Source organism: Amycolatopsis coloradensis (assembly GCF_001953865.1).
In the GTDB taxonomy this organism is placed as follows: Bacteria; Actinomycetota; Actinomycetes; order Mycobacteriales; family Pseudonocardiaceae; genus Amycolatopsis; species Amycolatopsis coloradensis.
In genome coordinates this window covers 57,247-72,237 of record NZ_MQUQ01000022.1, presented here as the reverse complement: position 1 = coordinate 72,237, position 14,991 = coordinate 57,247, and the positions used below count along the sequence as shown (strand labels likewise).

Sequence of the window (14,991 nt, the reverse complement as noted above, 5' to 3'; positions counted from 1 at the left end):
CGCGAAAGCCACTTTCGGGACGTCTGATGTCCCGAAAGTGGCTTTCGCGACACGGCCACGCGGGGTGTGGCGCCGGAGTCCTTATTGGACACTTACGGCACGGAACGCCATCCGGTCGGCGAGCGCGTCCTGCGCAACACCCGGGCACAGGTCGCCCTGATGCGTCCCGGTCCGCAGGTCGCCGCGCTCCGCGAAGTGCTGAAAGAGACGCTGGAGATCCCGGCGGCCAAACGGCATTTCATCGCGATGGGCAACGGGGCCGACATCGACTACGCACCGGACGCCGCCCATCCGCTCGTCGGCCGGTTCGCCCCGCTGCCGCTGGTGTCCGAAGACGGCCGCCCGATCCTGGTGGCCTGCTCCGAAGAGGTCCGAGACGTCGTGAACGGCCGGGTCCGGACCGTCGAGGCGGACTCCGGGCCGTCCTTCCTGATGCGTCCGGACGGGTATGTCGCGTGGGCTGCCTCGGACGAGGATCCGGCCGGGCTGACCGAAGCGCTCCGGCTCGTTGCGGGCTCCGACTGGGCGAGTGTATAAAGTGGAACGAGTGTTCAAAATGTAACGAGTGTTCAAATTTGGGAGCGTGCCGTGGCCAACCCGTACCGTGAGTTGTTCTCCGCGAAGGGCTCGATCGCCTTCTCCGCGGCGGGCTTGGTCGCCCGGATCCCGGTTCCCATGATGGGGATCGGGATCATCACCATGCTGGCGCAGGCACGCGGCGACTACGGCCTCGCCGGGCTGGTCTCGGCGGCGTTCACGCTGTCCATGGCGCTGCTCGGACCACAGGTCTCGCGGCTGGTGGACCGGCGGGGGCAGAGCCGGATTCTCCTGCCGGTGACCGGAATCAGCGTGATGGCGCTCGGCGCGCTGCTGCTCTGTGCCCGGTTCGGGGCGCCAGCCTGGGCGCTGTACGTGTGCGCGATCCTGGCCGGGTTCATGCCCAGCATGGCGGCGATGGTCCGGGCCCGCTGGTCACAGCTGTACCGCGACTCGCCCCGGCTGCACACGGCGTTCGCGCTGGAATCGGTGGTCGACGAACTGACCTTCGTCATCGGGCCCGCGCTGTCGGTGGCGTTGTGCACCACCGTTTTCCCCGAGGCGGGTCCGCTGGTCGCCGTAGTGTTCCTCGTCGTCGGCGTGCTGCTGTTCGTCGCACAGCGCGAGACGGAACCGTCAGTGCTGCCGGCGAGCGGGCCGGCGGGCCGGTCGGCGATCCGGCTGGGCGCGGTACGGGTGCTGGTGCTGACGCTGGTGGCGGGCGGTGTCATCGTCGGCACGGTCGACGTCGTCAGTGTGGCTTTCGCCCAGCACGTCGGGTCGCCGTCGGCCGCGGGCCTCGTCGTGTCGGTCTACGCGGTGGGCTCCGCGATCTCCGGACTGGCCTTCGGAACGCTCAAGACGACCATGACGCCGCCTCGCCTGCTCCTGATCGGCACCGCGGGCACGGCCGCGAGCGCGGTTCCGCTGCTGATCGTGGACGGGATCGCGAGCCTGTGCGTCGTGGTCTTCGTCGCCGGATTGTTCTTCTCTCCCACGATGATCGTCGTGATGGGGATGATCGAGAAGGTCGTCCCGGCCGAGAAACTGACCGAGGGGATGACGTGGGCGATCACCGGCCTCAGCATCGGTGTCGCGCTCGGCGCCGCCGTGTCGGGCGAGGCCGTCGACCGTTTCGGGCCGGACGGCGGGTTCACCGTCGCGGTCGTGGCGGGCGGTTCGATCATCCTGATCGCCCTGCTCTCGTATCCTCTGCTGAGCACCATGGTGCGGGAGAGAGCGGAGGCGGCACGCTGAACGAACCGATCACCGACGGCCGCCTTGCCAAAGGCGAGCAACGGAAGCAGGAGTTGATCGAGGCCACCCTGCGGGTCGTCGCGCGGGACGGGTTGTCCGGGGTCAGCCATCGCACGGTCGCCCGCGAGGCGGGCCTCCCCGCGACGGCGGCCGCGTACCACTTCAAGGGGATCGACGACCTGTTGACCGCCGCGCTGACCCGGTGCATGGACGAAGACACCGAGCGGATGCGTGTCCTCGCCGCGGAAACCGGCGAAGACGCCTTGCCGAAGTTCGCCGCCCTGTTGGCCTGGGTGGTGACGGAACCCGGGCATCTGCTGGCGGAGTACGAGCTGTACCTGCTGGCCGCGCGGGAGCCGAAGCTCCGTGCGCCGACCGATCGCTGGATGGCGGCCTTGGCGGACTTCGCGCGGCAGCACACCGACGATCCGGTGCGGGTCGAGATGCTGGTCGGGCTGGTGGACGGGTTGCTGCTGCAAGCCTTGCTGCGGGACGAACCACCGACCGCGGCACGGTTCGAGGCCGTCCTGCGGACCGCACTGGGCTCAGGCCGCGGACGCGGTCCGTGAAGGACTCCTTGAGGGACTTTGGGTCTTTCAAGGAGTCCTTCACAAACTCGGAGCGTGCCCCGGCAGCACCGCTGGCCCCAGCGGTCACATCGTGGGGCGCCGGTACCGAGTGGGTCGGGATGGCTGTCATCGAGGGTGTCGCGAAAGCCACTTTCGGGACACCTGACGTCCCGAAAGTGGCTTTCGCGACACGGCCACTGGGCCCCGGCACCTGGCCTCACCCGGTCGCGGGTGGTGACCAGGTCAGCCGTGGGTCCGTCTGCACGAAGCTGCCCAGCAGCTGATCGATCCGGGTCAGCGCGTCGAGGTCCAGTGCCACTCCGGACGCCTTCGCGTTCTCAGTCACCTGTGCAGCGCTGCTCGCGCCGGTCACCACCGAGGCGACGGTGTTGTGCTGCAACGTCCACGCGAGCGCCAGCTGCGCCATGGTCAGTCCGGCCTCGTCGGCGACGCCGCGCAGCATGCCGACGCGTTCGAGGAGGTCCGGCAGGAGCAGTGGCCGTGCCTCGACAGACTTGGCGGCCCGCGAGTCCGGCGGAATCTCGCCTGGCCGGTATTTGCCCGTCAGCACGCCCTGCGCGAGGGCGACCGACGCGAATTGGCCGATCCCGGCGCGTTCGCACACCGGCATCACCTGCGCCTCGGCGACCCGCCACAGCATCGAGTAATGCGGCTGGTTGGCGATGAGCGGGACACCGTGCCGCTCGGCGATCGGCCGCGCCTCCAGAAGCTGTTCCGCCGTCCATTCGGCGGTGCCGGCGTAGAGGATCTTCCCCTGCCGCACCAGATCCGACAGCGCGAGGAACGTTTCTTCCAGCGGGGTGCGGTAGTCGAACCGCAGCAACTGGTAGACGTCGACGTAGTCGGTGCGCAGGCGCCGCAGCGAGCCGTGCAGCGACGTGACCAGGTGCTTCCGGCTGAGGCCCGCGTCGTTGACCCCCGGGCCTTCCGGCCAGAACACGCCGGTGCACAGCACGAGATCGTCGCGGCGCGCGTGCGCCAGTGCCGCGGCGAGGTTTTCTTCGGCGGCGCCCCCGTCCCAGGCCGCGGCGGTGTGGAAGGTCGTGACGCCCGCGTCGAGGGCGGCTTGGACGCAGTCCGCGCCGTCCGGGTGCGTGAGCCAGTTGCCGTAGGAGATCTCGCTGACGGACAGCCCGCTCGCGCCGAGCCTGCGGTAGTCCATGCTCACCTCTTCCGCGCGCCGGTTTCGAGGATGGTGCGGTCGATCCATTCGTCGATACCCGCCGCCTTGCGCGCGTAGGTCTCGCGCACCGATTCGTGCGGCAGGATCAGGAACTCCTCCGACGCCAGGCCGTGCACGACGGACTCCGCGACGTCCTCCGGTTCCAGCAGCGGTGCCGCGGCGGCGATCGCGAGCGCGGCGGGGTGCCCGGCGGCGATCCCCGGTTCCAGCAACGCGGTCCGCACGCCGAGCGGGCACAGCGCGCTGACCCGGACCCCGCGCGGCCGGTAGGTGATGGCCAGCCATTCGGCGAGTCCGACGGCGGCGTGCTTGGTCACCGAGTACGGCGCGTCGCCGGGCGTGCCGAGCAGGCCCGCTCCCGAGGCCGTGATCAGCAGGTATCCCTGACCACGGCTCAACATCGCCGGGAGCGCGACTTGCGCGGCGTGCACATGCTGCATGACGTTGATCGCCCACGACCGTGACCATTGCTCGTCGGCCGCGTGCACGCCCGTCCCGAACGCGGCGCCGGCGTTGGAGCAGAACAGGTCGACCGGCCCGAACTCCGCTCGCGCCTCGGTCACCAGCATCTTCAAGTCCTCTTTGGACGATGCGTCGGCGTGGCGGGCGATCGCGGCACCGCCTGAGGCCGTGATCCCGGCGACGACCTTTTCGGCCGCGTCGAGATCGAGGTCGGAGACCACCACTCCGGCGGCGCCCTCGGCGGCGAATCGCCGGGCCATGGCGGCGCCGATACCGTGTGCCGCGCCGGTCAGCACGACGACTCGTCCTGTCACTTCCACATGCGCTCCATGGTTATTGATTCTGCTTACGATGACAATTCTTCTGTTTTGTCACGCCGGTGAGCAATGCGATGCCGAAATCTGGGATGCGAGTGATAAAAGTGCAGGTCAGACGCTTGTTCTGAGCGTGTCGACATATTTGTTTCCGGCGCCGGACTTTAGCACGAGTTCCCTTGTTTTCCGAGTTTTCACGCGAGAGTATTGCGCTCTCTGCGGCAAGTAGGTTATTTCTTGGGAATCCCGCTGAAGATCGCCGAACCCGGCGAGGTTCGACCAGCCCCAGCCGAACAGGAGGTCCGCCGGTGAGTCTTGCGACGGCGCGCACGCGGGTACTCGGCGTCAACCCGCTCGGACGTCCGGATCCCGGGCTGGCGGCCGCCGTCGCCAGGGGAGGCGGCCTCGGAATCCTGGACGTCGGATCCACAGTGGACGGAGGGTTCCCGTTCGGGGTCCGGATCGCGGCGGGCCGTCACGTGCGGTACGAAGAGGTGCGGGAGAGCGGTGCGGGGCTCGTCCTGCTGGCCGAAGGGGCAGTTTGGCAGGGCAAGGACGATCTCCCCGTGCTGGCCGAGGTGACCGGTGTCGAGCAGGCCGTCCGGATGCTCGGCACCGGCGCCTCCGGTCTGGTCGCGAAGGGCTCCGAAGCAGGCGGCTCGGATCTCACCACGTTCGTCCTGGTGCAGCGGTTGCTGGAGCGATTCGGCGAGGACGTGCCGGTGTGGGCGTACGGCGGCATCGGACCGCGGACGGCGGTGGCCGCGATCGCCGGCGGCGCGACGGGCGTGGTGCTCGACGGACTCGGCCTGTTTCCGGAGGCTGACGTGCCCGCGGCGGCGCGGAACGAACTCGCCAGGGCCGACGACGGACTCGCGACGTTGTTCGCGAAGCGCTTCGAGGACGCGGAAAGCGCTGTCCGGTCGGTCGTCCGGTCACTCGCCACGCCGCCGTCGGTGAACCCCTCGGACCAAGGCGCCCGGCTGTGCCGGACGTTGGGGACCGGCCTGCCGGTGGTGCAGGGACCGATGACGCGCGTGAGCGACCAACCCGGTTTCGCCGCCGCCGTCGCCGCGCACGACGGGTTCCCGTTCGTCGCGGTGGCCACCGCGAACGGCGCCAAAACCGCCGAACTGCTCGGCCGCACCGCCGAAGCGCTCGGCGAACGGCCGTGGGGCGCGGGCATCCTCGGCTTCGTCCCGGAGGCCTTGCGCACCGAACAACTCGCGGCGGTCCGCGCCGCCCGCCCGCGGTGCGTGCTGATCGCGGGCGGGAAACCCGCGCAGGCCAAGGCACTCGAAGCAGACGGGATCGCGACCTTCCTGCATGTCCCGTCGCCCATCCTCCTGCGGCAGTTCCTCGACGCCGGGATCCGCCGGTTCGTCTTCGAGGGCGCCGAATGCGGCGGGCACGTCGGCCCGCGGTCGAGTTTCGTGCTGTGGGAGCAACAGCTGGACGTCCTGCGCGAACACGCCGCCAAGGACGTCGAAGTGCTGTTCGCGGGCGGGATCCACGACGCCCGGTCCGCCGCGATGGTCGCCGCCATGGCGGAGCCGCTCACCGGGATCGGTGTCCTGATGGGCACCGCGTACCTGTTCACCGAGGAGGCCGTGACCCACGGCGCCATCACCGAGGTCTTCCAGGACCGGGTGCTCGACGCCGGGGCCACGGTCACCCTGGAGACCGCGCCCGGCCATCTCACCCGCTGCCTGCCCAGCCCGTACACCGACGAGTTCGCCGCGCTGAAGGCCGGGCTCCGCGCGGACGGCGTCCCGCCGCAGGAGAGCTGGCAGCGACTGGAGGAGCTGAACACCGGGCGGCTGCGGATCGCGAGCAAGGGGATCCGGCGCGAAGGAGCCGCCCTCGTCGACGTCGACGCCGACGGTCAGCTCGCCGAGGGGATGTACATGGCAGGCCAGGTGACGGTTCTGCGGGAGCGGCGCACCGATATCGCCACGTTGCACCGCGAGGTCACCGAGGGCGCGGCGGAACTGCTCGCCGCGCGTGCGCCGCGAGAAGAATCCGTTGTGGACGGTGACGTCGCCATTGTCGGCATGGCTTGTGTCTTCCCCGGCGCCCCCGACCTCCCGGCCTTCTGGTCCAACGTCCTGCGCGGTGCGGACGCCGTCACCGAGGTGCCCGAGCAGCGCTGGGACACGAAGATCTACGCCGAGCAGTCGACGTCCAAGTGGGGCGGGTTCCTGCCGCCGGTGGACTTCGACCCGCTCGCGTACGGCATCCCGCCGAAGTCGATGGGCAGCATCGACCCGGCGCAGCTCGTGTCGTTGCAGACGGCCCGGCGTGCCCTTGAAGACGCGGGTTACGGCGACGGCGGTTTCGACCGTGAGCGCACCAGCGTCATCTTCGGCGCCGAAGCCGGGGGAGACCTGGCGAACGCCGGAGTCCTGCGCGCTTTGCTGCCCGGTTATCTCGAAGACGTCCCGGAAGAACTGCTCGCGCAGTTGCCGGAGCTGACCGAGGACTCGTTCCCCGGCACGCTCGCCAACGTCATCTCGGGCCGGATCGCCAACCGGCTCGACCTCGGCGGCACCAACTACACCGTGGACGCCGCGTGCGGTTCCTCACTGGCGGCGCTGGACCTCGCGGTGAAGGAACTGCGGGCGGGCACGAGCGCGATGGTTTTGTGCGGTGCGGTCGACCTGCACAACGGCGTCAACGACTACCTCATGTTCACCTCCGCGGGCGCGTTGTCGCCGACCGGCCGGTGCCGCCCGTTCGACGCGACGGCGGACGGGATCGCGCTCGGCGAGGGCGTCGCGTGCCTCGTGCTCAAGCGGCGGTCCGACGCCGAACGTGCCGGTGACCGGATCTACGCCGTGGTCAAGGGGGTCGGCGCCGCGAGCGACGGCAAGGCGCTCGGCCTCACCGCGCCCCGGCCCGAAGGGCAACGGCGAGCGCTCGAACGGGCCTACCGCGACGCGCGGGTCTCCCCGGCGGACGTCTCGCTGGTGGAGGCGCACGGCACCGGCACGGTCGTCGGTGACGCCACCGAACTCACCACGCTCACCGAGTTCTTCCTCGACGCGGGCGCCGAACCGGGCACCTGCGCGCTGGGTTCGGTGAAGAGCCAGATCGGGCACACGAAATGCGCCGCGGGACTGGCGGGCCTGATGAAGGCGGCGCTGGCGCTGTGGCACGAGGTCGTGCCGCCCACGCTGCATCTGAGCAGGCCGAACCCCGCCTGGGACGCCCAGGGCAGTCCTTTCACCTTCTCCACCGGTGCCCGGCCGTCGCCACTTCCCCGTGGACGTGCGTTCGCGGGTGTCAGCGCGTTCGGGTTCGGTGGGACCAATTTCCACGCGGTGCTCGCGGCCCCGGGAGTCCCGCCCGCCCGGCGGCACGGGCCTCGCGACTGGGACGCCGAACTCGTCCTGCTCCGCGGTTCCGATGTGGACAGTGCGCGGGCCGCGCTGCGCGATCTACTGTCGGAGAACAAAAGTCGTCCGCTGCGGGAAATCGCCGCCCTCGCCGCCGGGCGCGGCGGGCCTGAGCCGGTGCGGCTCGCGGTCGTCGCGAGTGATCTCGCGGAACTGCGCGAGGCCGTCGAGAACGGGGGCGGGCTCACCTCGGAGAACGTCGAAGCCGGTGCGGTCGCGTTCCTGTTCCCCGGACAGGGCAGCCAGCGGACCGGCATGCTGGCGGACCTGTTCGTGCACTTCCCGGAACTCGCCGAGGTCCTGCGGCTCGCCCCCGATGTCGCCGCAACCACGTTCCCGCCGCGCGCCTTCACCGAAGAGACCCGCGCGGCGCAGGACGAAGCCCTCAAGGACACCCGGGTCGCGCAGCCCGCGCTCGGCCTTGTCGAGTCGGCCGTGTGCCGGTTGCTCGCCGACCTCGGCGTCCGGCCGGATCTGCTGGCGGGGCACAGCTACGGCGAACTGGCCGCGCTGTCGGTCGCCGGTGCCTTCGACACCCCGACCCTGGTGGCGCTCAGCCGGGCCAGGGCCCGCTCGATCGCCGAGGTCGCGGGCGGCGACCCGGGAACGATGGCCGCGGTGAGGGCTTCCCGTGCGGAACTGGCCGCCGCACTCGACCGGTCCGACGTCGTACTGGCCAACCACAACGCACCCGCGCAAACCGTCCTTTCCGGACCGACGGCGGCCGTCGAGGACGCCGTCCGCGCGCTGCGGGGACAGGGCATCGGTGCCAAGCGGATTCCCGTCGCCTGCGCTTTCCACAGTCCGCTGGTGGCCGGGGCGAGCGACGTGTTCGCCGTCGACCTCGACAACGCCGAGATCGGCGAGCCGGGCTCGCCGGTGTGGTCGAACCGCACCGCCCGGCCGTACGAGCCCGGGAAGGTGCGCGCCGAACTGGCCGATCAGATCGGAGCGCCGGTGCGTTTCGTGGATCTCATCGAGGACATGTACGCGGCGGGCGCGCGCACGTTCGTCGAGGCAGGCCCCGGGCAGGTGCTTTCCCGGCTGGCCAAGGACATCCTCGGCGACCGGCCGCATACCGTCATCGCCTGCGATCCCGGCGGCCCCGGCCTGCGGGGATTCCTCACCGCGCTCGCACGCCTGGCGCTCACGGGCGTCGATGTGCGCACCGAACGGCTCTTCCGTGGCCGCGTCCGCGTCGGCCCGCTTGCCACGCCGGCTTGGACCGTGGACGGCCAGACCGTCCGCGCGCCCGGCGGCGAGGTCCCCGCCCATGGGCTCGTGCCCGCCCGACGAATCCCGAGGACGACCATGAAGCAGCCCGCGCCCGGTCGTGACCAGGCCGTCGTCGAATTCCTCCGCACCAGCCGCGAACTGCTGGCGGCGCAACGGGACGTGATGCTGGGGTACCTCGGCACCGCGCCCCCCGCCGCCGCTCCGGTTCCGCCGGTGCTGCTTCCGCCGGTCGAAGCCCCGACCGTGATCGTGCCCGCCGCCGCTCCGGAACCCGTCGAGACGGAGCCCGTCACCGAAGCCGCCGTCACCGACGTCCTGGCCACCGTCATCGGCGCGATCAGCGAACGCACCGGCTATCCGGCCGAGATGATCGACGACGATCTCGACCTGGAAGCGGATCTTTCCATCGACTCGATCAAGCGCACCGAAATCGCGGGCTCGCTGCTGGCGAAGCTCGGTCTCGCCGGACGGGTGCACGACGACGCCCAAGACCAGCTCAGCCGCGACCGGACAGCGAGCGCGCTCGCCGCACGGCTGCGGAAATGGCTCGAACCGGCGGCTCCGGTCGCCGTGACACCGGGTCCCGTCGAGGCTCCGGCAGGCCGCGCGCCCGGACGGTACTTGCTCAGCCGGGTAGCCGCGCCGCTCGGGACGCCCGACCTCACCAAGGTGGGCGGTAAGACGATCGCGGTGAGTTTCGAACCGGGTCAGGAGGAGTTGGCCGAGTCGGTCCACGCGGTGTTCGCCGAGGCGGGCGCCGTGCCGGGAGCGCTGGACGACGCGGACATCCTGCTCGTGCTGGATCCGTTGTCGGACGCCGAAGAACCGGTCGCGGCGCAGGTCTTCTCCCTGCTCAAGGGCGCCAAGGGCGCCGTGGTCGTGGTCGCGAGGCCGGGGTCCGGCCACACCGCCGGGCTGCGCGGCCTCGTCCGTGCCGCGGCGCGGGAACGGAACGAGCCGACCAGACTGGTCGAACTCGAGTCCACAGTGGACCTCGCGCGGATAGCACTGGAGGAGGTGATCGCCGAAGGGCCTGCCGCCGTGCGGTACGACACCGCGGGTCGCGCCGCTTACGAGCCGTCCGCGGGTTCTCTCGGCTCGATCGCTTACGCGGGCGCGGGTCCCGGTGGCGGCGAGACCACCGCACTCGGGCTCGGGACGGACTCGGTGCTGCTGCTGATCGGCGGCGCCCGCGGGATCACCGCGCGGGCGGCCGTCGCGCTGGCGGCGAGCGGCTGCCGGATCGAACTGGCCGGGCGCACCCCGTGGCCCGCCGAACCCGGAGACGAGGACCTTCCCGGTGACGCGCCGGGGATGCGGTCGGCCTTGGCCGCGCGCGGCGGTTCGCTGGTGGACATCGAACACCGGGTGCGTACCGTGCTGGCCCAGCGGGAGATCGCCAGGACACTCGACCAGATCACCGTGGCCGGTGGTACGGCGGCCTACCGGTCGCTCGACGTGCGTGACGGCACCGCCGTCCGGCAGGTGGTCAAGGACCTGCACACCCGCTACGGCCGGATCGACGGTGTCGTCCACGCGGCCGGGGTGATCGACGACAAGCTGATGGCGGACAAGGACGAGCACTCGTTCCGCACGGTCTACGGGACCAAAGTGGACGGTGCGCGGGCTCTACTCGACGCCTTGGAACATTTCGGCGTCCGGCCCGGGTTCGTGACCTTCTTCGGCAGCATCGCCGCCGTCCTGGGCAACCGTGGTCAGACCGACTACGCGGCGGCGAACGACGCGCTGGAGACCCTCGGCGAACAGTGGGCGGACCGCACCGGCTGCCGGGCACTGACCGTCCATTGGGGACCATGGGCGCCTTCGGGCGATCACGCCGGGATGGTGTCACCGGAACTGGCGCGTGAATACGAACGCCGGGAGGTCGCCCTGATCGACCCGGACGAAGGCACCGCCGCCCTCTTGCGTGAACTCGCCTACGGCCCGGCCGACGTCCGCTCAGTGCTGTACACGGCATCGCTGTGGTGAACCAAGAGCCGGTCGCGATCGTCGGGATGGGCGTGTTCCTCCCCGGCTCGTCCACTGTGGACGAATATTGGCACAACATCGTTTCCGGTACCGACGCGATCACCGAGATCCCGCCGCACCGCTGGGATCCGAGTTTCCACGACGGTGACGGCCGAACACCCGACCGCACTTACGGGCGGCGCGGCGGGTTCGTCGCCGACAGCCTGGACTTCGACGCGACGGGGCTCGGCATCGCTCCCAGTTCCGTCGCCGGGATGGAGCCCGACCAGCTGGTGGCGCTGGCCGTCGCCGCGGCCGCGGTCGACGACGCGGGTGGCCTGCGACGGCTGGGCGATCTCGAACGTGTGGGCGTGATCCTCGGCAGGGGCGGCTATCTGTCGCCCGGGCTCCAGCGGTTCGATCAGCGCGTCCGGTCGGTCCGGCAGATCACCGGCGCCGTCCGGGAACTGCTCCCGTCGGCCCGGCCGGAGCTGCTCGACAAGCTGCGGGACGCGCTGCTGGAACCGCTCGGCGAGTTCCGCCCCGACACCGCGATCGGGCTGGTGCCGAACCTCGCCGCGTCACGGGTGGCCAACCGCTTGGACCTCGGCGGCCCCGCGTACACGGTGGACGCCGCCTGCGCGTCCTCGTTGCTCGCCGTGGACCAGGCGATCGGCGAACTCACCCGGCGCCGCTGCGACGTCGTACTGGCCGGCGGGGTGCACCACTGCCACGACGACACCCTCTGGTCGATGTTCACCCAGCTCGGCGCCCTGTCGCCGAGCCAGCGGATCAGCCCGTTCTCGCGGGAAGCGGACGGCCTGCTGATCGGCGAGGGCACCGCGATCGTCGTGCTGAAGCGGTTTTACGACGCGCGCCGCGACGGCGACCGGGTCTACGCGGTACTGCGCGGGTCCGGGACGTCCAGTGACGGCAAGGGCGCGAGCCTGCTCAGCCCGGCCGTGGCGGGCCAGACCCTGGCGCTGCGCCGCGCGTGGGCGTCGGCCGGCCTCGACCCCACCGTGCCTGGCGCACTCGGCCTGCTGGAAGCGCACGGGACCGCCACGCCGACCGGGGACGCGGCCGAACTCGCGACGCTCGCCGAGGTGTTCGGCCCGCCGGAGGGACCCCGGGCCGCGATCGGCGCGGTCAAGGCGATGATCGGGCACACCATGCCCACCGCCGGTGCCGCCGGACTGGTCAAGGCCGCGCTCGCGTTGCATCACGCCGTCCTGCCGCCGACCCTGAACTGCGCCGATCCGAACCCGCTCCTGGACAAGACCCGGTTCCGGACCTTGGCCACTGCCGAGCGCTGGTTCGCCGGTGACGTGCCACGCCGGGCGGCGGTCAACGCCTTCGGTTTCGGCGGTGTCAACGCGCACGTGGTGCTGGAGGAGGCCGACCCGGCACCCACGCGGCCGCGCCGGGCCAAGGTGTCCGAGGAGCCCGAGCAGGTTCTGCTGCTCGCGGCGTCCACTCCGGACGGATTGCGCGTCCTGCTCGACCGCCCGGACCCGGAATCCGGCGGACGAGGCCCGTGCCGGATCGGGATCGTCGGACCGACCGGGAAACGGCTCGAAGTCGCGCGGAGGGTACTCGCCAAGGTCGCCGCGGAAGGCAAGTCCTGGCACGGGCCCAACGACATCTGGTGCAGTACGGCGCCTTTGCTGGAGCAGGAAGGCGCGAAGACCGCGTTCGTCTACCCGGGGCTGGAGGCGGACGCGGAACCGCGCTGTGCCGACGTCGCCCGGCACTTCGGGCTGGAGCGGCCAGAGTGGTCGACGACGAGTGTCCTGTCCCGCGCGTCGAGTGTGTCCCAGGTCGGATTACTGCTCGACACCGCGCTACGGCGGCTCGCCATCACCCCGGATCTGCTCGCCGGGCACAGCGTCGGCGAATGGACCGCGATGCAGGCGGCCGGGATGTACCCAGGACAGTCCACAGAGGACATGTTGAGCCGCTACTGGCCGCGGGGATTCACCCTGCCCGACGCCGAGTTCCTGGTACTCGGATGTTCGGCGGAACGGGCGTCCGCGCTGCTCGCAGCCGAGCCGGAGCTGATGATCTCCCACGAGAACGCGCCCCGCCAGACGATCGTCTGCGGTGACCCGGCGGCCGCGGCCCGGCTCGCCCGCCTGTGCGTCCAGCACGGTGTCGTCGCGCGGACACTGCCGTTCCGGTCCGGGTTCCACACCCCGCTGATGCGCTCCCGCCTCGGCCCGTTCACCCGGCTCGCGGCGGAACTGGACCTGAAGGCGCCGCGGATCCCGGTCTGGTCGGCGACCACGGCCCGGCCGTATCCGGCGGATCCGGTGGAGGTCCGTGAGCTGTACCTTGCCCACCTGGTGCGCAAGGTCCGGTTCCGGGAACTCGTCGACGCGCTCCACGCCGACGGCGCCCGTGTTTTCGTGCAGGCTGGCGCCGGTCAGGTCGGTTCGTTCGTGGCCGACACCCTGGGGGACCGGCCGCATCTGGTCATCGCGGCGTCGTCCGGTACGAGGCCAGGCCTCGCCCAGTTGCGCCGGGTGGCCACCGCGGTCTGGGTGGAGGGTGGTTCGCCCGCGTTCGACGCGCTGGAGCCACGCCGGACCCGGATCGACACGACCGGCACGCTGCTCGCTGTCGACGGCGACGCCAAGGGCATGTTCGACGGCACGGTTCCCGAGCTGGTCGACGGCGTGCCGGACGCGATCGTCGCGGAGTTCACCGCGCTGCTCGCCGAGACCAGGCAGGCCGCCGCGAGCGTCGCCAACGCGGCCGCCCGGCGCACCGACAAGTCCACTGTGGACGTCTCGCTCACCGCGATGCCGTATCTGGTGGATCACCGGTTCTTCCGCCAGCGCCAGGACTGGCCCGACGATGCGGACTTCCGTCCCACCGTTCCCGCGACGACGCTGGTCGACCTTGCCTGCCGGGCGGCGGAACGGGCCCGGCCGGGAATGATCGCGACCGGCGTGAGCAACGCGGCGTTCTCCCGGTGGCTGATCGCCGCCCCGGCGCGACGCGTGCCGCTTTCGATGACCCGTGAGGGTGACCGGATCAGTGTCCAAATCGGACCACACGCCAGTATGGACGTCCAGCTGGCGCCGCGGTATCCCACGGCACCCCGGCCGTCCCCGCTGCCGGGACCGGAAACCGCGCCCCCGCTGAGCGCCGCCGAGATCTACTCGCGCCGCGAGATGTTCCACGGCCCCGCGTACCAGGGGCTCGCCAGGCTCACCGGGCTCGGCGAACGGCACATCCGCGGCGACCTCGTCGTGCCGACCGCGCCCGGTGCGCTGCTGGACAACGTCGGACAACTGCTGGGCTGCTGGCTGATGGCCACCAAGGCGGACGCGCTGCTGGCGTTCCCGACGTCGATGGGCCGGATCACCTGGTACGGCCCGGAACCGGCGCCGGGCACGGCGCTCCACTGTGTGGTCAGGGTCCGGCTGCCGCGTCCGGACGTGCTGGAGATGGACGCCGAACTGGTGCGGGACGGCGCCGTGCTGGCCCGGATCGAGCAGTGGCGGGACATCAGGTTCCCGTGCGACCGCCCCGCTCACCGGGTCTATGCCTTTCCCGACCGGCACCGGCTTTCCGAGGACCATCCCGGTGGTTGGACGCTGGTGACCGACCGGTGGCCGAGCCCGGCCGCGCGTGACATCTACGCCGGCGTCCACCTCGGTTCGGCGGAACGCGCCGAATTCGCCGCCTGCGCGCCCCGGCGGCAACGCGGCTGGCTGCTGGAACGGATCGCGATCAAGGACGCCGTGCGCGCGCGACTCGGGCTGGATGGCGTTTACCCGGCGGAGATCCGGGTCAGCGCCGACGGTACGACGGTGACCGGGGTCCACGGCCGGGAACTGCCGCCGCTGGCGGTGGCCGTCGCGTCCACCGGAGAGGTGGCTGTGTCCCTCGTCCGGGAACAGGGCGCGACGCCGCCTCGGATCGCGGTCCGGGCCGAGGGCGATTTGGCGGGGCTGACCGAGGAGGTCGGCACCGGGGTGGAGTTCGCCGGGATACCGGGGCACGTGGTGGCCTGGAACCGCGGGTAGGAAAAGGAG

At 71.1% G+C, this 14,991-nt stretch carries 7 protein-coding genes; 5 read left to right on the top strand and 2 right to left on the bottom strand.

Translation table 11 applies throughout. The features are described from left to right. The first annotated feature begins 84 nt into the window (after positions 1-84). Genes BS329_RS35770 through BS329_RS35760 form a run of 3 tightly spaced genes read left to right on the top strand, consistent with a single transcriptional unit; the run spans position 85 to position 2,363 of the window. Positions 85-537: an aromatic-ring hydroxylase C-terminal domain-containing protein gene (locus tag BS329_RS35770; protein ID WP_244197424.1), complete on the top strand. Its 453-nt coding sequence runs from the start codon at positions 85-87 to the stop codon at positions 535-537. A 51-nt stretch (positions 538-588) separates the two neighbouring features. Further along, positions 589-1,794, top strand: a complete 1,206-nt coding sequence (locus BS329_RS35765; protein WP_076167249.1) for an MFS transporter — start codon at positions 589-591, stop codon at positions 1,792-1,794. A 53-nt stretch (positions 1,795-1,847) separates the two neighbouring features. Further along, on the top strand, positions 1,848-2,363 hold the full coding sequence (locus BS329_RS35760; RefSeq protein WP_244197423.1) for a TetR/AcrR family transcriptional regulator: 516 nt from the start codon (positions 1,848-1,850) through the stop codon (positions 2,361-2,363). A 217-nt stretch (positions 2,364-2,580) separates the two neighbouring features. On the opposite strand, the gene BS329_RS35755 is transcribed toward BS329_RS35760, so the two are convergent. Together BS329_RS35755 and BS329_RS35750 are read right to left on the bottom strand one after the other, a co-directional pair. Further along, the gene (locus BS329_RS35755; protein WP_076167247.1) at positions 2,581-3,546 is read right to left on the bottom strand and encodes an aldo/keto reductase; all 966 of its coding nucleotides are present in this window, start codon (positions 3,544-3,546) and stop codon (positions 2,581-2,583) included. Between the two features lie 2 nt (positions 3,547-3,548). Continuing rightward, entirely contained in the window at positions 3,549-4,349 is an 801-nt protein-coding gene (locus BS329_RS35750) for an SDR family oxidoreductase (RefSeq protein WP_076167246.1), read from the bottom strand. 302 nt (positions 4,350-4,651) lie between these two features. On the opposite strand from BS329_RS35750, the gene BS329_RS35745 reads away from it, so the two are divergent. After that, positions 4,652-10,966 (top strand): type I polyketide synthase, encoded by a 6,315-nt coding sequence (locus tag BS329_RS35745; protein ID WP_076167244.1) that lies wholly within the window; start codon positions 4,652-4,654, stop codon positions 10,964-10,966. After that, complete coding sequence (locus tag BS329_RS35740; protein WP_076167243.1) at positions 10,960-14,982, top strand: beta-ketoacyl synthase N-terminal-like domain-containing protein; 4,023 nt, start codon at positions 10,960-10,962, stop codon at positions 14,980-14,982. Before BS329_RS35745 ends, BS329_RS35740 begins: the two co-directional genes overlap by 7 nt. The last annotated feature ends 9 nt before the right edge of the window (positions 14,983-14,991 follow it).

Coding starts and splice junctions, on each gene's coding strand:
- BS329_RS35755 (WP_076167247.1), bottom strand. CDS start 3,546: ATGGACTACCGCAGGCTCGGCGCGAGCGGGCTGTCCGTCAGCGAGATC.